This is a genomic window from Acidobacteriota bacterium (genome assembly GCA_020845575.1).
In the GTDB taxonomy this organism is placed as follows: domain Bacteria; phylum Acidobacteriota; class Vicinamibacteria; order Vicinamibacterales; family Vicinamibacteraceae; genus Luteitalea.
In genome coordinates this window covers 21,752-45,095 of sequence record JADLFL010000053.1, presented here as the reverse complement: position 1 = coordinate 45,095, position 23,344 = coordinate 21,752, and the positions used below count along the sequence as shown (strand labels likewise).

18 protein-coding genes are annotated in these 23,344 nt (G+C 68.1%); 5 read left to right on the top strand and 13 right to left on the bottom strand.

What is annotated here, in order from left to right; translation table 11 throughout:
• Positions 1-7 precede the first annotated feature (7 nt).
• The 3 genes from IT182_15460 to IT182_15450 all read right to left on the bottom strand — a co-directional run bounded on the left by IT182_15460 (position 8) and on the right by IT182_15450 (position 5,759).
• On the bottom strand, positions 8-3,172 hold the full coding sequence (locus IT182_15460; protein MCC6164747.1) for an efflux RND transporter permease subunit: 3,165 nt from the start codon (positions 3,170-3,172) through the stop codon (positions 8-10).
• Complete coding sequence (locus IT182_15455) at positions 3,172-4,305, bottom strand: efflux RND transporter periplasmic adaptor subunit (protein ID MCC6164746.1); 1,134 nt, start codon at positions 4,303-4,305, stop codon at positions 3,172-3,174. The genes IT182_15460 and IT182_15455 overlap by 1 nt, the downstream gene beginning before the upstream one ends.
• A gap of 146 nt (positions 4,306-4,451) precedes the next feature.
• The gene (locus IT182_15450; protein MCC6164745.1) at positions 4,452-5,759 is read right to left on the bottom strand and encodes a TolC family protein; all 1,308 of its coding nucleotides are present in this window, start codon (positions 5,757-5,759) and stop codon (positions 4,452-4,454) included.
• A gap of 34 nt (positions 5,760-5,793) precedes the next feature.
• On the opposite strand from IT182_15450, the gene IT182_15445 reads away from it, so the two are divergent.
• From IT182_15445 to IT182_15435, 3 genes are all read left to right on the top strand, one after another.
• A complete protein-coding gene (locus tag IT182_15445) occupies positions 5,794-6,393 on the top strand; it encodes an RNA polymerase sigma factor (protein MCC6164744.1) in 600 nt (199 codons plus the stop codon).
• A gap of 109 nt (positions 6,394-6,502) precedes the next feature.
• Complete coding sequence (locus IT182_15440; GenBank protein MCC6164743.1) at positions 6,503-8,104, top strand: ATP-binding cassette domain-containing protein; 1,602 nt, start codon at positions 6,503-6,505, stop codon at positions 8,102-8,104.
• 17 nt (positions 8,105-8,121) lie between these two features.
• Positions 8,122-10,620, top strand: coding sequence for an MASE1 domain-containing protein (locus IT182_15435; GenBank protein ID MCC6164742.1), 2,499 nt, complete (start codon positions 8,122-8,124; stop codon positions 10,618-10,620).
• Between the two features lie 12 nt (positions 10,621-10,632).
• Here IT182_15435 and IT182_15430 read toward each other — a convergent pair whose 3' ends face one another.
• From IT182_15430 to IT182_15410, 5 genes are read right to left on the bottom strand one after another with little or no spacing between them, the layout of a single operon-like run.
• The gene (locus IT182_15430) at positions 10,633-11,103 is read right to left on the bottom strand and encodes an EVE domain-containing protein (protein ID MCC6164741.1); all 471 of its coding nucleotides are present in this window, start codon (positions 11,101-11,103) and stop codon (positions 10,633-10,635) included.
• Positions 11,104-11,123: 20 nt separating this feature from the next.
• On the bottom strand, positions 11,124-11,645 hold the full coding sequence (locus tag IT182_15425; GenBank protein MCC6164740.1) for a VOC family protein: 522 nt from the start codon (positions 11,643-11,645) through the stop codon (positions 11,124-11,126).
• Positions 11,642-13,228: a GMC family oxidoreductase gene (locus IT182_15420; GenBank protein ID MCC6164739.1), complete on the bottom strand. Its 1,587-nt coding sequence runs from the start codon at positions 13,226-13,228 to the stop codon at positions 11,642-11,644. The genes IT182_15425 and IT182_15420 overlap by 4 nt, the downstream gene beginning before the upstream one ends.
• A 7-nt stretch (positions 13,229-13,235) precedes the next feature.
• Positions 13,236-14,246, bottom strand: a complete 1,011-nt coding sequence (locus tag IT182_15415) for a Gfo/Idh/MocA family oxidoreductase (protein ID MCC6164738.1) — start codon at positions 14,244-14,246, stop codon at positions 13,236-13,238.
• A gap of 45 nt (positions 14,247-14,291) precedes the next feature.
• Positions 14,292-15,947: a D-aminoacylase gene (locus tag IT182_15410; GenBank protein MCC6164737.1), complete on the bottom strand. Its 1,656-nt coding sequence runs from the start codon at positions 15,945-15,947 to the stop codon at positions 14,292-14,294.
• A gap of 150 nt (positions 15,948-16,097) precedes the next feature.
• On the opposite strand from IT182_15410, the gene IT182_15405 reads away from it, so the two are divergent.
• Positions 16,098-16,880, top strand: coding sequence for an SDR family oxidoreductase (locus IT182_15405; protein MCC6164736.1), 783 nt, complete (start codon positions 16,098-16,100; stop codon positions 16,878-16,880).
• 9 nt (positions 16,881-16,889) lie between these two features.
• On the opposite strand, the gene IT182_15400 is transcribed toward IT182_15405, so the two are convergent.
• Complete coding sequence (locus tag IT182_15400) at positions 16,890-17,519, bottom strand: DUF2959 domain-containing protein (protein MCC6164735.1); 630 nt, start codon at positions 17,517-17,519, stop codon at positions 16,890-16,892.
• A 167-nt stretch (positions 17,520-17,686) separates the two neighbouring features.
• Between IT182_15400 and IT182_15395 the strand changes: the two genes are divergently transcribed.
• Complete coding sequence (locus IT182_15395; protein MCC6164734.1) at positions 17,687-19,048, top strand: cystathionine beta-synthase; 1,362 nt, start codon at positions 17,687-17,689, stop codon at positions 19,046-19,048.
• A 45-nt stretch (positions 19,049-19,093) separates the two neighbouring features.
• Here the strand turns inward: IT182_15395 and IT182_15390 are convergent, their stop codons facing one another.
• The 4 genes from IT182_15390 to IT182_15375 are packed head-to-tail and all read right to left on the bottom strand — an operon-like array spanning position 19,094 to position 23,047.
• Entirely contained in the window at positions 19,094-19,648 is a 555-nt protein-coding gene (locus IT182_15390) for a dCTP deaminase (protein MCC6164733.1), read from the bottom strand.
• A gap of 48 nt (positions 19,649-19,696) precedes the next feature.
• Positions 19,697-20,107, bottom strand: a complete 411-nt coding sequence (gene ndk, locus IT182_15385) for a nucleoside-diphosphate kinase (protein MCC6164732.1) — start codon at positions 20,105-20,107, stop codon at positions 19,697-19,699.
• 1 nt (position 20,108) lies between these two features.
• Positions 20,109-21,152: a 2-oxoacid:ferredoxin oxidoreductase subunit beta gene (locus IT182_15380; protein ID MCC6164731.1), complete on the bottom strand. Its 1,044-nt coding sequence runs from the start codon at positions 21,150-21,152 to the stop codon at positions 20,109-20,111.
• Positions 21,153-21,154: 2 nt separating this feature from the next.
• The gene (locus tag IT182_15375; GenBank protein ID MCC6164730.1) at positions 21,155-23,047 is read right to left on the bottom strand and encodes a 2-oxoacid:acceptor oxidoreductase subunit alpha; all 1,893 of its coding nucleotides are present in this window, start codon (positions 23,045-23,047) and stop codon (positions 21,155-21,157) included.
• Positions 23,048-23,344: the final 297 nt, after the last annotated feature.

Here is a 23,344-nt window from a genome sequence, read left to right as displayed (position 1 = left end):
ACCGGCGCTACGTCCCGGGCTCTCTCCGCGCGCGGCGCCTGGCGATCTCGTAGTAGAGAACCGGCACGGTGACACGCGACAGGGCGAGTGACGCGACCTCGCCGGCCATCAGCGAGATCGCAAGTCCCTGGAAGATCGGGTCGAAGAGGATCACGCCGGCCCCCACGACGACCGCCGCAGCCGTCAGCGCCATCGGACGGAACCGAACCGCGCCCGCTTCTACGACGGCGTCGGTGAGCGCCAGCCCTTCGGACAGGCGCAACTCGATGAAGTCGACCAGGATGATCGAGTTCCGCACGACGATGCCCGCGCCAGCAATGAAGCCAATCATTGACGTGGCCGTGAAGAAGGCGCCCATGACCGCATGCGCCGGCAGAATGCCGACGAGCGAAAACGGGATCGCCACCATGATGGCCACCGGCGTCGTGAACGACTGGAACCAACCCACGACCAGTATGTAAATGAGGATCAGCACCGCGGCGAACGCGAGGCCGAGATCGCGAAAGACCTCGATGGTGATGTGCCACTCGCCATCCCACTTCATCGCGTACTTCGACGTGTCGAACGGCTGCGACGCGTTGAAGATCTCCAGGTCGTAGCCTTCCGGCATCGGAATCGACCGAATCCGCTCGTTCAGCGCGCCGATGGCATACACCGGGCTCTCCACCACGCCGGCTACGTCACCGGTGACGTACGTCACAGGCTGCAAATTCTTGTGGTAGATGCTCGCGTCCCCGACCGAGGTCGACGGCCGAGTGAGTTCCCGGAGTGCGGTGCCCGACGGACCGACCTTCAGACTGCCTAGCGCGTCGAGACCGCCGAGCGAGGCCTGTGGCAACCGCAGCACGATCGGCACCGTCTCACGCGAGCGATCGTCGTGCAGGAAGCCGGCGGCCTCGCCATCCACGGCCATCTTCACGACGGACGCGACCGCCGCCACCGACACACCGGCTCGCGCAGCCCGCTCGGCGTCCACCGCCAGCGTGAACCTTGGCTGCGCCGTCTCCACATACCAGTCCACGTCCACGACGCCTGGCGTGGTCGACATCACGTCGCGAATGGCGCCCGCCAGTTCCAGACGGCGCGGAGCGTCGGGGCCGTATACCTCGGCGACGAGTGTCTGCAACACGGGCGGTCCGGGCGGCACTTCAGCAACCTGCACGGTCGCACCCAGCCGAGTCGCGAGGGGCACGAGTGCTTCACGAACGCGCTTGGCAATGTCGTGGCTCTGATCGCCCCGATTCTCCCGCGCAACAAGGTTGACCTGCAGGTCGGCCAAATGCGATCCCGCCCGGAGGAAGTAGTGACGCACCAGGCCGTTGAAGTTGTAGGGAGCCGACGTCCCCACGTAGCCCTGGACACTGGCGACCGCCGGATCCGTCAACGTGGCTCGCGCGAGTTCATCGACGGCGCGCGACGTGACCTCGAGAGGCGTCCCTTCGGGCAGGTCGACCATCACCTGGAACTCGTTCTTGTTGTCGAACGGCAGCATCTTCACCTCGACGAGCCCGAGCGGCACGAGCGAAGCTGAAACCACGAGCAGCACGACCACGCCCCCGAGGAACAACGCCCGCGTCTGACCACGCGCGAGGAGGCGCCCCATCGCGACGCGGTACCACCGCGTCAGCCGGTCTTCCTCGTTGCCGTGCCCGCCCTCGGAGGGTCGCAAAAGCCGCACGGCGGCCCATGGCGTCACGACGAACGCCACGACGAGCGAGAACACCATCGCCGCCGACGCGCCAACCGGGATGGGCCTCATGTACGGCCCCATCAAGCCACCAACAAACGCCATCGGCAGAATGGCGGCAATGACGGTGAGCGTGGCTAGAATCGTCGGGTTGCCCACCTCGTCCACGGCCTGAATGGCGACGGCCGCCAGACCGTTCGCTTCACCCGTTCGGGCCCGGGCGTGCCGCACCACGTTCTCCACGACGACGATCGCGTCGTCCACGAGGATGCCGATCGAGAAGATCAACGCGAAGAGCGTGATGCGGTTCAGCGTGTAGCCGTACAGGTAGAACATGAACAGCGTGAGCGCCAGGGTGACGGGGATCGCCACCATCACGACAACGGCTTCCCGTCGTCCGAGCGCGAGCCAGATCAGGATCGACACCGATACGACGGCGATGGCCATGTGGTACAGCAGCTCGTTGCTCTTCTCGGCTGCCGTCTCGCCGTAGTCGCGCGTGATGGCCACGTGGACGTCGGCGGGCAGGAGCGACCCGCGCAGGTCGTCGACGCGCGCCTTGACGTGTCGCGAGATGTCGATGGCGTTGGTGCCGGCACGCTTGGCGACCGCGATCGTGACGGCCGGCGCGCCGCCGGCGTCGCGTGAGTGATGGCGCACGTATGTCGTGGGGTCCGCGTCCCTGTCCGCCACGACGGCCAGGTCAGACACGCGTACGGGCCGGCCCGCTCGCGACGCCACCACGACGTCTCGCAGCTGGTCGATCGACTGGAGACGCACGCCGGCGTCGAGTGCTGCCGTCTGCTCGCCGACGCGCGGCCCGCTCGCCGATGCGCGCACGCTGCCGAGGATCGCCTGACGCACCTGCAACGGATCGAGTCCGTAGACCTCCAGCGTCGCCGGATCGATCTCGACGCTCGCCACGCGCGGACGCCCGCCGATGATGGAGACGTCCGATACGTCCGGGACTTCCTTGATGGCTTCCTGCACCTGTGCGGCAAGCAGGCGGAGTTGGTGGTCGTCGTAGCGCGTGGACCACAGCGTCACGCCCAGGATCGGCACATCGGCGATCGATCGCAGCGCAACGACAGGGCCCTGCGCGTCTGCCGGAATCCTGTCGCGTCCGTTCGCGAGCTTCTGGTTCAGCCTGACAAGCGCGCGTTCCTGGTCCTCGCCCACCTCGAACCTGACGATCACCATGGCGCGGGCCGGGCTCGACGTCGAGTAGACGTACTCGACGCCCGGGATCTCCGAGAGCATCTGCTCCAGCGGCCGCGTGACGCGCTGCTCGACTTCCGCCGGTGTGCCACCGGGCAGGTCGACGAACACGTCGACCATCGGCACGATGATCTGCGGCTCCTCTTCGCGAGGCAGCGCGACGATGGCCAACGCGCCGAGCGCCATCGACGCGGCGATGACGAGCGGCGTCAGCTTCGAGTGGACGAAGGCCGCCGCGAGACGGCCAGCCATGCCGAGCGCACCCATCATTCGCTCCTCGTCCTGATCGGGCTGCCGTCGACGAGCGTCTGCGGCGGTGCGATGACGACACGGTCGCCGTCCGCGAGGCCGCCCACGATCTCGATGCCGTCGGCCGCGGGACGGCCGGCCACCACGAGTCGCAGACGTGCGACGCCGCCTTCCGCGACGAACACCGATGCCACCTGGCCCTGACGACGCACCGCTGATGCGGGCACCACGCGCGACGCCGAAGACGGTCCGGCGAACTGCGCGCGTCCGAACATCCCCGTCCGCACGCGTGCATCGACAGGCAGGGCGATCCTGACCAGATACGCGCGCGAATCGGCGTCCATGGCGCGCGACACTTCCGTCACGCGACCATCGAGCGAGATCGGCTCGTCTGCGTCGATGCGCACGCTCACCGTCTGCCCGGACTCGACGGCCGCCACGCGCGACGCGTCGACGCGGACGTCGAGACGAGCGGCGCCCTGCTCCTCCATGCGCAGCAGCGGTGTACCTGGCATCGCCATGTTGCCGGGCTCGACGAGCTTCTCGGTGACGACGCCGGCAAACGGCGCGACGATGCGCCCATAGCCGGCGGTGACGCGTGCGGCTTCACCCGCCGCTCGCGCACCACCGAGTGCGGAGCGCGCCTGCGCCACGCGCGCGTCTGACGCTGCGAGTCGATGCTCCGCTGCGCGCAGGGCGGCCGTTGCCTCGTCGAGTTCCTGTGCCGTGGCCGACTTGCGCGCGGCGAGTGCCGCGAGTCGACCGTGGGACGCACGCGCGAGCGTCAACGCCGCATCGGCGGCAGCCCGTTCGGCTGTCGCCGCCACGACGGCGTCGCTCGCGGCACCGGCAGCCGCCTCGGCGCTGCGTGCCTGTGCCGCGATATCGCGATCGTCCAGCACGACGAGCACCTGTCCCGCCCGCACTGTGTCGCCTGGCACCACACGCACCTCGCGGACCGTCGCCATGATGTGACTCGTGATGGCCGCCGTCGTGCGCGCCTGCACCAGGCCGCCGCTTTCCACCACCGACGGTCGCGGTGCCGCCGTCACCTCGACGACGTCCACGCGCAGCGCATCGCGCTCGACCGTCGGCGCGGGCGCGTGGTCACCGCCGCATCCGGCAGCCAACGCCGCGACAGCGACTCCCACGAGCCCCATCGTCCATCGCGGAGTGGCCGGGCTCGGTGAGCCGGCCCTATCAGAGCCAATGACTGACGTCCCTTCACTCTGTTCTGCCCGGTTGCCGGTTGCCGATTGCCGGTCACCGACCGGCGACATCACTCTTCTGACCATCGTCATCGCCCCACTGCCTTGTCCAGCGACGCGCGTTCGATCAGAACGTCAACGCGCGCACGCGTCTGCTGTTCGTGCGCCTGCATGACGGCCTCGGCGGCCTGCAGCAGCGTCGTGACGTCAGCCAGTCCCTGTTCGTAGCGGTCGCGCACGATGCGCTGGCGCTCCTGTGCCTGCGCGACAACCGATGCCGCGAGTGTCTGGCGCGCGTATGCGGTTTCTACCCGCGCGACCGCCGCACGGACGTCGAGCCTGACCGCCGTTTCGATCTGCTCCCGCGCCACGCGGACGCGCTGCACGGCATGTTCGGCTTCCGCGACGCGCGCACGGTCCGCACCGCCGCGGAACACGTTCAGCCGCACGCCCGCGCCCACGCCCCAACTTCCGGCGCGGTCGTGCCATGCGCCACCGTTGCCTTCCCAACCCGCCTGCGCGAACACCTGCGGTCGATACGCGGCGCGAGCCTCGGCGAGCCGGCTGCCGGACACGTCGACATCGAGCGCTGCACGACGCAGTTCCGGCCGACCAGCGACGGCCTCCGTCTCCAGTGCGCCAGCGTCAGCGGTCGGCGGGGCCGAGGACACTGGCGGAAGTTCGAGCGTGAAGTGCGCGTCGAGGGGCTCCCCCATCACGCGATTCAGCTCCGCCCGAGCGAGGTCTTCTGCCAGCGAGGCGCGCAACCGCATCTCCGCAACCCGCGCTCGGTGAACCTCCACGGCCAGCGCATCGGCGTCTGTGGCCAGACCCGCGTCGCGACGCGCCGTCGCACGCGCGAGGTCGGCATCGGCGGCATCGAGGGCAGCCTGTGCAGTGGCGCCGGCCGCCACGGTCTGGAGCACTGCCCCGTACGCCGACGTGACCGTGAGCGTGAGCGCCTGTCTCACGGCAACGACGTCGGTGTCGGCCTGCATCACGCCGAGCCTCGCAGCCCGGATGCGGGAACGCGCGGCTCCCCCGTCGTAGACGAGGTGTTCGGCCGCCACGGCCACACGAAAGTTGTCGATCGCGTCGGGCCTGTTCAGCGAGGGGATCGCGAAGTGCGCCTCCGTGAAGCGCTGCTGGCCGAGGAGCGAACCGAAGACGAAGACGGGTTGGTTGCCTCGCTGCCACATGTCCGTCACGTCGACGCGCGGGAACAGGCCGGCCCGCGCCTGCGCCACGCGCGTCGCCGCCTCATGGCCCGCGATGTCGGCCATGCGTGCGTCGGGGTTCTGCGTGGTCGCCCGCGCGACGGCATCGACGACCGTGAGCAGCGCTTGCCCGTGGGCAGATCCATGGCCGGCCGGCGCCAGCACGAGGCCGGCGCACATGACCGCCGGGAGAGAGCTTCGTATCATCAGAGGCATGGATACGACGCCGCGCGAAAAGGTGACAGGTCCCGAGGGCGACGCGAACCTGATCCGCGCGGCGGCGCAAGGTGACGAGGACGCCATGGAGCGTCTGCTCCTGCGCGCGCAGGGTTTCGCCAAGCGCTACAGCCTCCTTGTGTGCGGCAGGACCGACGAAACGGAGGACGTGGCGCAGGAAGCGCTGGTCAGCACCTACCGGCACGCCGGGGCGATTCGGGATCCGGCGGCGTTCAGGACGTGGCTGTTCCGCACCGTACGCAACGCGTGTCTGCTGAGCCGACGCAAGCGCGTCGACGAACCGGCGCACATGCTGTCGCTCGACGCGCGAGACGGCGACGACAGGCCGAGCGTCGCCGAGCCGGCGGCGTCCACACCCACGCCGGAGAGCCTGCTGGACGCCGAATCGCAGCGCGCCCAGTTGCGTCAGGCCCTCCTGCGCCTCCCGGATACGCAGCGCGAGATCCTCGTTCTGCGGGACCTCGAAGGGCTGTCGACGCGTGAGGTCGCCGAGATCGTGGGGATCAGCGAAGACAACGTGAAGCAGCGCCTGCACCGCGGCCGTCTCGCTCTGCGCGAGCTGATCCAGGGTCGGTAGCCGGGACTGCCGGGCCCGGGAGGGCCGGCCCTCCCGGTGGCCAGTTGCCGGCTTGCCCGTGGCCGGGAGCTATAATGGTGAGTTTGCGGCAGGTGCCGCGAGGCTTCCCATGATTGCAGTCCACGGCGTCTCCATGCGGTACGGGTCGAAGGTCCTCTTCGACGATGTGACCACGACCTTCTCTGCGGGCCGCCGGTACGGCCTGACCGGACCGAACGGCGCCGGCAAGTCGACGTTCATGAAGCTGCTGACGGGCGACCTCCAGCCTCAGAAGGGCTCGGTCACGCGTCCGGCCAAGCTTGGCGTGCTGCGGCAGGACCAGTTCGCCTTCGATGACTATCGCGTGGTCGACACGGTCATCATGGGCAACGCGCGCCTGTGGTCGGCACTCGAGGAGCGCGATCGACTCTACGAGAAGGCCGACATGACCGACGAGGACGGCATGCGCCTCGGCGAGCTCGAAGGCATCGTGGGAGAAGAAGACGGCTACAGCGCCGAGAGCGACGCCGCGATCCTGCTCGCCGGCCTCGACATCCCCGACCAACTGCACACGCGCACGATGCGTGAGCTGCAGGGCGGCCAGAAGGTGCGGGTGCTGCTCGCGCAGGCCCTGTTCGGCCAGCCGCAGGCGCTGCTCCTCGACGAGCCCACGAACCACCTGGACCTCGACTCGATTCACTGGCTCAAGGACTTCCTCGTGCGGTACGAGGGAGCGCTGATCGTGATCTCGCACGATCGTCACTTCCTCAACGCCGTGTCCACGCACACGGCCGACATCGATTACGAGACGATCATCACCTACACCGGCGGCTACGACGACATGGTGGTCGCCAAGACGCAGATCCGGTCGAAGATCGAGTCCGACAACGCGCAGCGCGAGAAGAAGATCGCGCAGCTCAACGAATTCATCGCGCGCTTCTCCGCCGGCACGCGTTCGAGCCAGGTGACATCGCGCAAGAAGGAAGTGGAGCGGCTGCAGACCACCGATCTCGCACGCTCCAACATCCAGCGTCCGTACATCAAGTTCGCGATCGAACGGCCGTCGGGCAAGCTCGCGCTCGAATGCAGGGACGTGTCGAAGTCGTACGAGCACCTCGACGTCGTGCGCGACTTCGCGGCCGTCGTCAATCGCGGAGAGAAGGTCGTGATCGTGGGTCGTAACGGCGTGGGCAAGACCACGCTGCTGAAGGCGCTGCTGGCCGATGCGCCCGGTGTCGACGCCGATCCCGCCGCACGTGACGAGGGCACGGTCCGCTGGGGCCACGAAGTGTCGGTGGGCTACTTCGCGCAGGACCACACGGGCGCGATCCCGCACGGCACGACGGCCGTCGAGTGGCTGCACTCGTTCGCGCCCGACGCCCATCGCCAGGACATCCACGGTCTGCTGGGCCAGATGCTGTTCAGCGGCGAGGAAGGCCACAAGCCGACGGCGGCCCTCTCGGGTGGCGAGACGGCGCGGTTGCTCTTCTGCCGCCTGATGCTCCAGAAGCCCAACGTCCTCGTCCTTGACGAGCCGACGAACCACCTCGACCTCGAGTCGATCAACGCACTCAACGTTGCCCTCCAGAAGTACGACGGCACCGTGTTCCTGGTCACGCACGACGAGGATCTGATCGAGGAAGTGGGCACACGCGTGTGGCACCTCACGCACGACCATCTGGAGGACTGGAAGGGTTCCTACGAAGAGTACGTGACGGCCACGCGGGCATGAGGGCATAGAATCCCTGCGTGCCCCACGCGTCAGCGCACGCCCCGGCATCCCGGTTCTCCATCGCGCAGGCGGCGGCGATCACGCTGGTCGTGGCGGCGGTCTACGTCGTCTCCATCAGGTTTTCGGCGTTCTGGGCCAGCGATGGACAAGCGGGCACGCCGATCTTTCCGGGCGTCGGCGCGGCGCTGGGGTGCCTGCTCCTCTTCGGACGCCAGTACTGGCCGGCCATCCTGCTCGGCCGCGTCATCGCGTTCGCGTTCGACGAGACCTGGCGCGGCGCACCACTCGCCCTGGCCATCAGCAGCACCAATGCCATCACGGCGTGGGTCGGCGCATGGCTGCTGATGCGGTGGGGCCGCGTGGACCCCGGCCTCACTCGTCTGCGCGACGTGCTATGGCTGGCCATCGGTGGCGGTCTCGGGTCGTCGCTGGTCGGCGCGACGCTCGGCGTGACCGCCCTCTCGCTGGTCGGTGAACTCGCGTCGTTCGGCGGCACCTGGCTCCGGTGGTGGCTGGGAAGCGTGGGCGGCGTCCTCGTGGTCACGCCCTTCATGCTCGCCTGGGGATCAGGCGAGCGATTCCCACAGTCCCTCGGATACTGGACGCACCTCATCGGCAGCGTGGCCGCGACGTCGGTCGCCGGCATCTGGGCCTTCTTCTTCACCACCGACATCCAGGTGGGTACCTGGCTCGTATTCCCGCTGCTGCTGTGGAGCAGCCTCGCGTTCGGCGTACGCGGCGCGACGCTCGCCCTGCTGCCGGCCACGGTGATCGGCATCGCCGGCACCACGATGGGTATGGGATGGCTGGGCGCCAACGTGGAACCCGGCGTACGCACCATCCTGCTCCAGCAATTTGCCATCGCCGCGTCGTTCACCTGTCTCGTGCTCGCTGTCGTCGCCGACGAGCGGCGTGGCGAGCGAGCCGTGCGCGATCGCGAGCAACGCCTGCAGATGGCGCTCGCCGCCGCGCGATCGTTCGGGTTCGACTTCGATGCGACGACGGGCCGCGTCACGCGGACCGCCGAGTGCGCGGAGATCCTCGGTCTGTCTCCCGAAGAAGCGGAAGGCGGCACGGAAGACGCCTACCGGCGCCTGCTCCACGAAGACGACGTGGCGATCATGGACGCTGCCGGACGGGCGCTGTCTCCGCAGTCACCCACCGTGTCCTTCGTCTACCGCGTCCGCCGTCCCGACGGCGGCATCGTCCACCTGCAGGAGACGACGCGGGCGGAGTTCGACGCGGCGGGACGCATCACGCGGTTGTACGGCGTGACGATGGACATCACCGACCGCCGACGGGCCGAACTCGAACGCGAAAAGCTCCTCGCGCGCGAGCGGGCGGCCCGTGAGCAAGCCGAACAGGCCACCCTCCTCCGCGACGAATTCCTCGGCACCGTGTCGCACGAGCTGCGCACACCGCTCAACGCGATTCTCGGGTGGACGCAAATCCTGCAGGCAGGGCCGCGAACGCCAGACGCCTGGCAGTCGGGCCTGGCCACCATCGCCCGCAACGCGCGGCTGCAGGCGCAACTGGTGGACGATCTGCTCGACCTGAGCCGCATGAGTGCCGGACGGCTGCGCCTCGACGCGCAGACGGTGGATCTCACGGCTGTGGTCCGCGAAGCCGTCCTTGCCGTGACGCCCGCGGCGTCGGCACGCCAGGTACAGGTGCAGCAGGACATGCCCGAGGCCGGCGCGCTCGTGATGGGCGATCCGGAACGACTGCAGCAGGTGTTCTGGAACCTGCTCGTGAACGCGGTGAAGTTCACCGAGCCGGGCGGGAAGGTGCGCGTGTCGATCGTTCAGGCAGACGGGTTCTGGCGCGCGCGCGTCAGCGACACGGGCCAGGGCATCGCACCCGAATTTCTCCCGCACGTCTTCGATCGCTTCAGGCAGGCCGACGGCTCGACCACCCGCCGTCACAACGGGCTCGGCATCGGTCTCTCACTGGTGCGACAACTCGTGGAGATGCACGGTGGGACCGTGCAGGCGGCCAGCGGAGGTCAGGGCCACGGCGCCACGTTCACCGTCCATCTACCCATCTCACGGGACGCGCGTGGCTCGCTCGACGGATCAGACGCCGCTGACGGCGCCGCACCGGCAACCGCCGTCTCGGCCCCGGCCAGCGGTCTCACGGTGCTCGTGGTCGATGACGATGCCGACGCGCGCGATGTGGCGCGCGTGTTCCTGCAGGACGCGGGGGCTCGCGTCATCACCGCCGCGGACGCCGACGATGGCCTGCGTCTCGTGCGCAACGAACGGCCCGACGTGGTCGTGGCCGACATCGGCATGCCCGGCACCGACGGTCTCACGTTCATCAGGAACGTGCGTGGCCTGCCGAACGACGAAGGTGCCGACACCCCGGCGGTCGCGCTGACGGCACTCGTGCGCGAGGAAGACAAGCGCCGCGTGCTCGAGGCCGGCTACCACTCGCACCTCGCCAAGCCTGTCTCGTGCGAAGCGCTCGTGGCCGCGGTCAGGCACCTGCACCACCACCGGCGACACCAGGTGTAGGTGGTGCGCGCGTCAGCGCGCGCGGCGTCCGAGCCTGACGACGATGTCGTACTCGGCCTTCGCCACAGGCTGTACGGACAGCCGGCTTCCCTTCTGCGTCACCATCATGTCTTCGAGTCCGGGCGTCTGCTTCAGCGTCTCGAGCGACAGTGTCGCCGGGAAGCGTTCGACGAACCCGATGTCCACCATGAACCACGTCGGATCGTCGGCCCGGCTGCCGTCCTCGAAGTACTTGTGTCCTTTCGTCCACGACGTGTGATCCGGATAACCGGCGCGCACGATCTCGGCAAGGCCCGTCACGCCAGACGGCGTCGCGTTTGACGCGTAGAAGAGGACCTTGTCGCCCACCTGCATCTGGTCGCGCATGAAGTTGCGCGCCTGATAGTTGCGCACGCCTTCCCAACTCGTCCGGCCGTCGCGCGAGAGATCGTCGATCGTGTATGCGGCCGGTTCACACTTCATCAGCCAGTAACGTCGTGCCATGTTCACGTCCCCTGCGCGCGTCAGCGGTCGTAGTACTGCCGGTACATGCCGCGGCGGAACAGCCAGCCGCCGAGCGGCCCGAGCCAGCGCAGCACGTAGTACATGTGGCGCAGATCGATCATCTCGATCAGGTTGCCGTCGAAGTCGCGAACGAAGAAGAACCAGTGCCCGCGCGGCGATTGCTCCGGCTGGCTCACGATCTCCAGCCCCTTTGCCTTCAGGTGGTCGTGCCACCTGTGGATGCCGCGCACTTCGAAACTGAAGTGCGTCTGTCCGATCCGATTCCACGGGATGCGCTCGGGTGGCAGCGTGGGCTCGAACCCGAAGATCTCGAGCGTGGCGCCGCCGGGCACGCGGATCCATCCGATCTTGCAGCGCGGCGTCTCGTGGTCGAGTCCCACGCCGAAGAAGCTCCTGACGCGCTCCGGTGGTGCGTCGGACACGCCGACGACGGGACACCCGAACACGTCGGCGTACACCTGCACGAACCGCGAGAAATCCGACACGGTGATGCCGACGTGACTGAACGACTGGACCTTCATGTGCGCTGCACGGCCGCCGGCGTGTTGCCGTCGACCGCCTCCTGTGAAACCTGCAGATCCATGCGTCGCAGGTGATCGGCCACGCGCAACGCCTGCGCAACGATGGTGAGGCCGGGGTTGACGGCTGCCGACGAGGGGAAGAACGAGCCGTCGACCACGAAGAGGTTCTCGACATCGTGCGTCCGGCAGAACGTGTCGAGCACGGAGGTGGCCGGGTCACGTCCGAACACGAGCGTGCCACACTGGTGCGTCGTGTTGCGTGCGCGATGCGAAGCCGTCATCACCTTCCAGAAACCGAGACGATGCAGCATCCGTCGTGCGACACGCACGAGCTCTTCGTGCGCGGCAACGTTGTTGGGCCTGTACGACAGGCGAATCCTGCCCTCGTCAGTCAGCGTGACGCGATTGTCATCGTCGGGCAGGTCTTCCGACATCGCGAGCCAGTCCACGCCGCGAGCGACCCACGCGTCGTAGGCCCATTCTGGCACCCAGGTCGCGTACCCGTTGAACCACGTATCGCCGACCACCTTCGCCATGATGCCGTGCGTGCGGCCCTGCGACTGAATCTGGCCGAGCGGATACGGGACGCTCGGGCCCTTCAGGTAGAAGTCGTTGATCGCCACCGTCTTCTGGAACACCGCGTCGTTGACGCGGAACGGATGGAATCCCTGCATCATCGTCGCCAGGTGCGCCATGTAGCGGCGACCCACGAGTCCCGACGAGTTGGCGAGTCCACGCGAATGCAGGCGCGTCGCCGATCGCAGCATGAGCGCCGCGGAGTTGACGGCGCCGCACGACACGACGACCAGCGGCGCTTCCACGCGCACGACATCGTCGTCACGCGCGACTTCCACGGCAGCGACACGCGTGCCGTCGGCGTTGGTGACGAGCCGCTGCGCGAGCGCGCGCGTCCACACCGTCACGCCTGCGGCGCGTGCGGGCCGTACGCAGCAGACGTCGGCGTCGCTCTTGCGGTCGATGCGGCACGGGAACGAGTTGCACGTGTTGCACAAGCGACAGCCGTCCGGCAGGCCGGGATCGATGAGCCCCAGCGGCAACGGCGATGGATGCAGGCCCTGCGCGCGCAAACCGTCGATCACGCGCGCGACGGTGGCGGTATGTGGAACGGGGGGATACGGGTACGGACGACGAGGCGGCTCTGTGGGATCGTCGGCGCCATCGCCGCGCACGTGATACAGCGCCTCGGCCCTGTCGTACCAGGGTGCGAGGTCGTCGTACGCGATCGGCCACGCGGGCGAGACACCATCTCTGTGAGCGATCTCGCCGAAATCCTCGCGGCGCAGGCGATACAGCACGCTGCCCCAGAACTTCGTGTTGCCGCCGACGTTGTAGTGCGTGTATGGCTGGAACTCCGCCCCGGCCTGATCCACCCACCGCTCGCTCGTCCTGTAGCGGAGCGCCTGCCAGACAGCGTGCGGGCTCCAGTTCTCGGCCTCCGACGGCACATCGTCGCCGCGCTCGATGACGAGGATCCGTCGACCCGTGTCTGCCAGCGCGCGCGCCACTGTGCCCCCGCCGGCGCCGGATCCGATGATCACGAGATCGAAGGCGTACGTCTGCATGCGCGGCTCAGGAGACGGCCTCGACCCGATCGGCCGGCCGCTGGGCGCTGCGCATGATCTGATCCATGAGGCGCTGGTCCTCGATCGCGCGTTCCAGACGCATCTCCGGTTGACGGCCGGTACGGATGCACGTGACCAGGTCGCGATACATCGCCTGATAGCCGCGGATGTCGCGCAGGCCAGGCTGAATCATGCGCGGCAGCCGTCCATGGCGGCGAACGATCACCAGCGCCCCGTTGGATTCGAACGTGATGACGCCGTCGCGGCCGAACAGCTTCGAGAACCTGACGCCCCGGAACAGCGACGGGATCTCGCGCGAATAGTAGAGTGCACCCACAGCACCACAGTCGTACTCGAAGGCCACGAGCAGCGACTTGGCGCGGCGGTCTGGCCCGTTGCGCGACACGACGGGCCGATAGCCGTGCGCACGCGTGATCGTCGGCCCGAGGCTCCCCGCCACGTGCAGCCAGTGGATGCCCTCTTCGAAGAAGGCGTCACCGCCAGCCAGGCTCTCGTCGTTGCGCCAGTCGTCGGCCGACTTGAGGCGATGTGCGATTGTCGTGAAGTTGCCGAAGACGAGATCGCCCACCGCACGATCGGCAAGCAGGCGCCGAAGCGTGACGGCGAGTGGCTTGTAGTGATCGTTCTCGCCGACCATCACGATGCGTCCGACCTTGTCGCGCACCTCACGCACGGCGAGGTAGTCGTCCAGCGACGGGAATGCGGGCTTCTCCACCAGCACGTGCTTGCCTGCCTCGAGCGCCCCGCGTGTCAGTTCGAGATGAAAGCGCGGCGGCACCGCCACGACGATGGCGTCGACGCCGGGATCGGCAAGGGCGGCCCCGTAGTCGCCCCAGGCGGCAACGCCCGCGAACTCGCGCTGGTAGGCCTGCGCCCGCGCGATGTCGCGGCTCGCGAAGCTCACCGTGACGGCGGAACCGAGCTTCCGCAAATGGCGGCAGTGAACCCTGGTGATGAAGCCGCAGCCGAGAAACGCGATGTGGACAGGACCTGACATCAGGAGAGACGGCCCCGGCAACGGGGCAATCCGTCGAGTGTACGCTCAAACACCGCGCACGACCGCCGCCGCAACGGCCGTGCGGGCGGCCGGTCGCAGGGTACGTCCTGCCGCGGCAGGCGTCCGCTGGCCATCCCGGACAACGATCCGGCCGTTGACCACCACGAGCGAGATCCCGACGGGATACTGGAACGGATCGGCGAACGTCGCGCGATCGGCGATGCGCGCGGGGTCGAACACCACGAGATCGGCGGCAAGTCCCTCCGTCAGGCGCCCGCGATCCGACAGGCGCACGCGCGCGGCCGTGACCGACGTCATCTTGCGGATGGCTTCGCCGAGCGGGAGCGCCTTCCGCTCGCGCACGAAGTGGCCGAGCACGCGCGGGAACGTTCCGGCACCACGCGGATGCGGCTGGCCGCGGCGCGTTGGCCCGTCGACGGCGAATGCGCCGCCATCGGAGCAGACCATCGCGAGCGGATGCGCGATCAGACGGTCGAGCGACGCCTCGTCCATGGCGAACCCCACCATGCTCACGGCGCCCTGACTGCGGCGCAGCAGATCGAGCGTGAGCACGTAGGGATCGATTCCTCGTGCTGCGGCGAAGGTGCCAAGCCGCTGCCCCTCCACGGCGCGATCCTCGGCAGCGCTCACGGCGGCGATCTGCACGCTGTCCCAGCCGCCGATGAGCGCGATCTTGTCGAGCACGCCGGTACGCACGCGCGTGGCCTGCGCCGGGTCGTCGGCTCGCTGCAGCAACGCCGCGGCGCCACCTTCGAGGCTCCATGTCGGGAAGAGGCTCGACAGCCCGGTCGAGTAGGCGACGTAGGGATACCAGTCGAACATCGCGTCGACGCCCGATGCCCGCGCGCGGTCGAGTCGTCCGAACACCTCGTCGATGCGGGGCCAGTTGCGTCGGCCCATCGCCTTCAGGTGCGAGATCTGGACGGGACAGCCCGCCTCCTGCCCCACGCGCAGGGCCTCGTCCACGGCATCGAGCAACCTGTCGTCCTCGTTGCGCATGTGCGTCGCGTACGGCAGGCCTCGCGCGGCGAGCGGACGACTGAGGGCGGCGAGTTCCCCGGGCCGCGCGAACGCGCCGGGCGTGTATTCGAGGCCGGTGGACACGCCGCACGCGCCATCGGCAACGGCCTGCTCCACCATCGCCACCATCCGCGCCAGTTCCTCGGCACTCGCGGGACGGTCGGCCTGCCCGACCACCGCGGCGCGAATCGTGCCGAGGCCCACCATGGAGGCGACGTTGCACGCCGGCCGCCAGCCCGCGACGGTCCCCCAGAAATCACGGAACGACGCGTCGGCGGCGCCGGTCGCCTGTGAACTGCCGTCGGCGCCGACCACGATCGTCGTCACGCCCTGGCGAATGACGGACTCGCCGCGACCATCCTCGCGCAGGCCGCGGTCGCCGTGCGAATGGATATCGATGAACCCGGGCGCCACCACCAGTCCGCGCCCGTCAATCTCGACACGCCCACGAACGGGCAGCTTCGGGCCGATCGCCCCGATCCGATCACCGCTGACGGCCACGTCGCCCTCTCGCCCCTCGACCGACACACCATCGAAGATCGTCGCCCCACGCACCACGAGGTCGACCTCGGGCTGTCTGGCATGGAGGCCAACGCCCTGCGCCAGCCCGAACACCGCGGCACCAGACCGCACGAGGAATCGACGTCGCGACGAAGGCATGGGGGATTCTGGATCAGAAGCCGGGCACCGGGCACGGGCAACCGGGTACCGACGCACAGGCGGAAGGCCAGCCCCCTGGCGCAGACGCTACCCGGTTGCCGGTTGCCGGTTGCCGGTTGCCGGTTGCCGGTTGCCGGATATAGTTCCCCCGTGCACGTATTCGACTTGTTCCGACTGGATGGACGGCGCGCCCTGGTGACGGGCGCGAGCCGCGGGCTTGGGCGGGAGATGGCGCTGGCGTTGGCCGAAGCCGGGGCCGACGTGGCGATCACCGGACGAACGGCGGAGACGCTCGCCCGGACGGCCGACGAGATCAGGTCGCGTGGGCGGCAGGCGTGGACCTACGAGGTCGACATGGGCGTGCCAGAGGCCTGCGAGGCGGCGTGCGCCACGATCCTCGACGCCATCGGGCCGATCGACATCCTGATCAACAACGTCGGCAACCGCGTGGCGAGCGGGCCGATCCAGGACGAGCCTCTGTCGACGTGGCAGCGCTCGATCGACCTCAATCTCATGAGCGTCGTGGTGCCGACGCGCGTGTTCGCGACGGCGATGCTCGCGGCGGCAAAGCCCGGGCGCATCATCAACATCGCGTCGATCAGCGGACTCATCGCCAACCGCGGCATCGGCGGGCGCGACTACGAGACGATGAAGGCCGCCGTCGTCCACTTCACCAAGTGCGCAGCGGCCGACTGGGCGCCGCACGGCATCACGGTGAACGCCATCTGTCCCGGCCTGTTCATGACCGACGTGAACCGCGAGTGGAACGAGCGCCGGCCAGACGTGATCGAGGCCTTCGTGCGCAACGTGCCGATGGGTCGCGCGGGTGAACCGCCGGAGATCGGCCCGCTGGCCGTCTATCTGGCGAGTCCCGCGTCCACCTACGTCACCGGCGCGGCGATCGTGATCGACGGCGGCTACACCGCGTGGTGATTGCCGGCGTCAGGACGAGGGCTCCATCGTCTTCAGGTACGCGTCGGCGTCGGCGATGGCGCGCTGCATGTCGGCCACGAGCGCGTCGACGTTGCCCGAGATCGCCGTCAGCTCCTTCGTGAGCGACCCGAGCGCACGCGCGTTGAGGTTGTGCTTGAGGAAGAGCACGCGGTCGCGCAGCGGCACGAGCACCGGATCGATGCGCGTCTCCACGCGCTCCATCGACGCGATGAGCGCGTCAGTGCGCTGACGCGTGTCCCGCAGTTCCCGCTCGCTCTCTGCACGCAGCGCCCGGTCCGCGTACTTCCCGAGCTCGCCCTGCCACTCCTTGAAGAGGTCCTTCGAGACGTCGCGCACGGCGGCGATGCGTTCACGCACGTCCTTCGCGCGTGATTCGCTTCGCTCCAGTTCCTTGTTCAGCCGCTCGTACGTCTTCTCGAGATCGCCGCCGTCGACGTCGACGATTTCCTTCAGTCGCTCGAGCGCGGTCGTGAACTCCTCCTGCGCCTTCACCTGCGACGCCCGCGCGTCCTTCACGCGCTTGACGAGGATGTCGCGCTTCTCGAACCCCACCTTCTTCATCGCGCGGTAGTACAGGCTGTCGCAGCCGGCCAGCGCCACTGGTGCCAGCAGGAGCATCCCCACCGCGCACACGCGCCGCGCCCACATCGTCGGAATCATCGACAGCAGTGTACAGAACAGCGTCCGGCAACCGGCAAGAGGCAACCGGCAACCGTATGGCCATTCCCGGCATCGCGGCAGTCCCGGCATTTCCCAATCCCCCGTGCGATGATGGCGGGACGCCCATGCTTCTCGACTCCATCCTCGACGCCATTGGTCGCACGCCCCTCATCAGGCTGAACCGCCTCGGGGCGCAGCTCGAATGCAACCTGTACGCGAAGTGCGAGTTCCTCAACCCAGGAGGGTCCGTGAAGGACCGGATCGGGCTGGCGATGGTCAACGCCGCCGAGCGGGACGGACGCATCAAGCCCGGCGACACGTTGATCGAGCCGACCAGCGGGAACACGGGCATCGGCATCGCGCTGGCTGGAGCGGTGCGCGGCTACCGGGTGATCATCACCATGCCGGAGAAGATGAGTCGCGAGAAGCAGGTCATCCTCGAAGCGCTCGGCGCCGAGATCATCCGCACGCCGACAGAAGCCGCCTTCGACTCGCCCGAGAGCCACATCAACGTCGCGCGGCGCCTCCAGTCGCAGCTGCCCAACGCCCACATCCTCGACCAGTACGCCAATCCCGCCAATCCCCAGGTGCACTACGACACGACGGCGCAGGAGATCCTCGACGACCTCGACGGCAAGGTCGACATGGTGGTGATCGCCGCGGGCACGGGGGGAACAATCACTGGCGTGGCGCGCCGGTTGAAGGACGTGCGACCGGACTGCCGCGTGATCGGCGCCGATCCCGTCGGCTCGATCCTGGGCGGCGGCACGGACGTCTCCACGTACAAAGTGGAAGGCATCGGTTACGACTTCATCCCGGACGTGCTCGACAGGGCGCTCGTCGACGAGTGGGTGAAGACGTCGGACCAGCCATCGTTCCTGCTGGCCCGTCGCCTGATCCGCGAGGAAGGCCTGCTGGTGGGCGGGTCGAGCGGCGCGGCGATGTATGCCGCGCTGCAGAAGGCCGGTTCGCTCACCAAGGGCCAGAACTGCGTGGTGCTGCTCGCCGACGGCGTGCGCAACTACATGACCAAGTTCGTGGACGACAAGTGGATGCGCGACAACGGGTTCTTCCAGACGCGCACGATCGACGCGCGCGTGGGCGACATCTGCGCCGGCACACGGCCGCCGCTCGTCGTGGCCGAAGACACGCAGACGCTCGGTCAGGTCGTCGAGGTGATGCGCACCCGCGGCATCTCGCAACTGCCCGTCACGTCTGGCGGCGTGCTGGTGGGCATGGTGTCGGAGGCCGACGTGATGGCGTTCATCGAGTCGGGCGAAGGCACGGCCCACGCCCTGGTCTCCAAGGTCATGAACCGCTACGTGCCCGTGGTCGGTCCGCAGACGCCCATTTCCACGCTCGAAGAAACGCTGCGCAAGAGTGCGGCGGTGGTCGTGGTGGACGAGGCACGCCACCCTACGTCGATCCTCACGCGGATCGACCTGCTCCACTTCCTGCTCGACCGCGAGCACACCGCGCCGGCGTAGCCCGCCACGGTCAGGCCCGGCGGGCCGACGCTGCCTGTCCCAGCGTCAGAGCCTGGGCAGGGTGACGCCGACCTGCTTCAGGTACTTGCCCTTCTTGTCGGCGTACGAGACCTCGCACGGCTCGTCGCCCTGGAAGAAGAGCACCTGCGCGATGCCTTCGTTGGCGTAGATGCGCGCGGGCAGCGGCGTGGTGTTGCTGATCTCGAGCGTCACGTAGCCTTCCCACTCCGGCTCGAAAGGCGTGACGTTGACGATGATGCCGCAGCGCGCGTAGGTGGATTTGCCGAGGCAGACCGTGAGGATGTCGCGCGGGATGCGGAAGTACTCGATGGTGCGCGCGAGCGCGAACGAATTCGGCGGCACGATGCAGACATCGGTCTTGATGTCCACGAAGCTGCGGGGGTCGAAGTGCTTCGGGTCGATCACCGTGTTGTTGATGTTGGTGAAGACCTTGAACTCGTCGGCCACGCGGATGTCGTAGCCGTACGACGACAACCCGTACGACACGACGCCGTCGCGCACCTGGCGGTCCTCGAACGGCTCGATCATGCCGTGCTCGAGCGCCATGCGGCGAATCCACTTGTCAGCTTTGATGGCCATACTTCGACTCACTCGGCGCGCCGCTGGCTCGCCTTCGCTCGCTCGGTATTACAGTTCGATGCCGCGGAAGAAGTAGCCCAGTTCGAACGCCGCCGTCTCGGGTGCGTCCGAGCCGTGCGTCGCGTTGTTGTCGATCGACGCGCCGAACTCCTTGCGCAGCGTGCCTTCGTCGGCGTTGGCCGGGTTGGTGGCCCCCATCAGCGTGCGCCACTTCTTGATCGCGTCTGGCGCTTCGAGGCACAGCAGGACGCACGGGCCCGACGACATGAAGTCGGTGAGCGCGCCGAAGAACGGCCGCTCGCTGTGAACCGCGTAGAAGCCTTCGGCTTCACGCTTCGAGAGGTGCTGCAGCCGCATTGCAACGATGCCGAAGCCCTCCTGCTCGATGCGGGCGAGGATACGGCCGATGACGCCAGCCTTCACGGCGTCGGGTTTGATGATCGCGAATGTACGTTCCATGTTATCTGTGCCGCTCCATGATCTCGTCGAGCACGGCGCGAGGCGGGCGCGTACGCGCCTGCGGCAGCGTGGCCAGCGGCTCGTCGACGAGGTTCAGCATCGAGACGAAGTCCGTCGAATCGGGTTGGAGGTAGATGATGCCGGTGGCGAACTCGCCGCGCCGCACCGTCTCGTGCAGCGTGCGAATCGCTTCCAGCTTGTCGGTGGTGTCGTACGAGGCTTCGAGCTTGCGCAGTACGAGCGTGGACCCGTCGTGCATCCGCACCGGTGTGGCGCTTCCCTCTTCGTAGTCCACCGAGATGTCCTCGAAGAACGGCACGAAGCTGATCTCGTGGACGGGTTCGTCGTGGTCCTTCGCGTACGCGTAGCTCTTGGTCGATCCTTCGTGGTCGTTGAACGTGACGCACGGCGAGATGACGTCGATCATGCAGGTGCCCCTGTGAGCGATGGCGGCCTTCAGGATCGCGAGCAACTGCTTCTTGTCGCCGGAGAACGAGCGCGCCACGAACGTGGCGCCGAGTTCGATGGCCAGCGCGCAGATGTCGATGGGCGGCAGGTCGTTGACCACGCCGTTCTTGAGCGTGCTCCCGAGGTCGGCCGTCGGCGAGAACTGGCCCTTCGTGAGGCCGTAGCAGCCGTTGTCCTCCACCACGTAGATGAGCGGCAGGTTGCGGCGCATCAGGTGGACGAACTGGCCGATGCCGATCGCCCCCGTGTCGCCATCGCCACTCACGCCAATCCCCAGCATCGTCCTGTTGGCCAGGAGCGCGCCCGTGGCCACCGACGGCATGCGGCCGTGTACGGAGTTGAAGCCGTGCGCGGGGCTCAGGAAGTACGCGGGGCTCTTGCTCGAGCAGCCGATACCCGAGAGCTTGAGCACGCGCGTGGGCTCGACGCCCATCTCGTAGAACGCGTCGATGATGCGTTCGCTGATCGCGTTGTGCCCGCACCCGGCGCACAGCGTCGTCTTCGCGCCGCGGTAGGCGGCGGGTTCGAGGTTGATGCGATTGACCTTCTTCGGCGGCGGAACGGCTGGCGTGGACACGGCTAGACGGCCTCCTCTGCCCCGACGATGGCGTCTTCGGGCGACGTCTCGGGCGGCAGGGCCTCGCGCGCTTCCTGCGCGCGGATCTCGTCGGTGATGGAGCGGGCGTCGATCGGCAGCCCGTTGTAGTGACGTACGCTCCGCAGCTTGGCGATCTGCTCGCCCGAGAGCTCGAGGCGCATCAGCCCGAGCATCTGCGCATCGCGATTCTGCTCGATCACGTAGACCCTGTCGTGCGCATCGATGAACGCGCCGAGGTCCGCGGTGAAGGGATACGCGCGCAGCCGCAGGTACGACGTGTCGAGGTGCAGCTGGTCGCGCAGCTGATCGCGGCTCTCGGTCACCGCCCAGTGCGACGTGCCGTACGCGATGAGGCCGACGCGCGCGCCGGCGCCGGCGTCGAGCTCCGGTGCCGGAACCGCCGTGCGCGCGGTGTCGAACTTGCGCAGCAGGCGATCCACGTTGTCGGTGTAGTCGTCGGTCCGCTCGCTGTACTGGGCCTTGGCGTTGTGACCCGACCCGCGCGTGAAGAACGACGGGCCGAACTGCCCCGGGAGCGTGCGATACGGAATGCCGTCGCCGTCGACGTCCTTGTAGCGGCCCCATTCGCCGATGGCCTGCAGCGTCTCCGGCGTGAGCACCTTGCCACGATCGACATCGGCGTCCGGATACGGGAAGGGCTCTGACATCCAGGTGTTCATGCCGAGATCGAGGTCGCTCATCACGAAGACGGGCGTCTGGAAGCGCTCGGCGAGATCGAAGGCCTGCATGCCCATCTGATAGCACTCACTGACCGATGCCGGCAGCAGCAGGATGTGACGCGTGTCGCCGTGCGAGAGGCCGGCGGCAAACGCGATGTCGCCCTGGGCCGTGCGGGTGGGCAGTCCCGTCGACGGCCCGACACGTTGGACGTCGAAGATCACCGCCGGCAGTTCGGCGTAGTACGCAAGGCCCGTGAACTCCGCCATCAGCGAAATGCCCGGGCCCGACGTCGACGTCATCGAGCGCGCACCAGCCCACGAGGCGCCCACGACCATGCCGAGCGCGGCGATCTCGTCTTCGGCCTGCACCACGGCGAACGTGGCCTGCCCCGTCTCGGGGTCCATGCGGTACTTGCGCAGGTAGTCGATGAGCGTCTCGCACAACGACGAGGACGGCGTGATCGGATACCACGACACCACCGTCACGCCGGCCATCAGGCAGCCGAGGGCGGCCGCCTGGTTGCCGTCCATCAGGATCAACCCCTTGGTCGCGGCCATGCGCTCCACACGCAGGGGCACGGGGCGTTCCGCGAAGTGCGCCTCGGCGTATGCGAAGCCGGCCTGGAGCGCCGCCTGATTGAGCGTCAGCGCCCGCGCCTTCTTCTTCAGCATCCGCGTGAGCGCGGCGTCCATCTCGGCGAGATCGATCGACAACAGGCGCGCCAGCACGCCGTCGTAGATCATGTTGCGCACGAGACGGCGCAGGCGCGCGTCGGGACACACGTCGGCGACGATCTTGTCGAACGGCACCGGGAAGAACGTCAGGTCGTTGCGCACCTGGTCGAGCTTCAGCGCCTCGTCGTACACCACCGCGCAGCCGGGCTCGAGCGACAGCACGTCCTCGCGTGCCGTTTCGGGGTTCATCGCGACGAGGAAATCGATCTCCTTCTTGCGCGCGATGTACCCGTGCGCGTTCGCCCTGATGGTGTACCAGGTCGGCAGGCCGGCGATGTTGGAGGGGAAGAGATTCTTGCCGGACACCGGCACGCCCATCTGGAAGATGGAGCGGAGCAGCACCATGTTGGCGGTCTGGCTACCTGATCCGTTGACCGTGGCGACCTGGATGCTGAAATCGTTGACCCGCGCGGGCATCTGGACACCTGCCGGGACGTCCGGCAGGTCGGAGGAAGTCATGGCGATCTGCCTCGAAATGGGGAGGACAGCCGCCACACGCCGTGCGCGGTGCCTGCCCAACCGGGCAATCATAGCACGCGCGTTCGACACACGACGGCCCGGCTCCCCCACGACAGGTAGTGCCAGGCCATCAGCCGAACGCGCTGCGTTGTGTGACCGGCGGCCACCCTCTGCGCTGCTACGCAGCTACGGAGGGCAGGCAAGGGCCGCCCCTCCGACAGACGATCAGGTGGCGGATGCAGGGGCACCCCTTGCGGGTGCCCCTGGCCGACGCCGGCATGGCGGCATTCCGGCCCG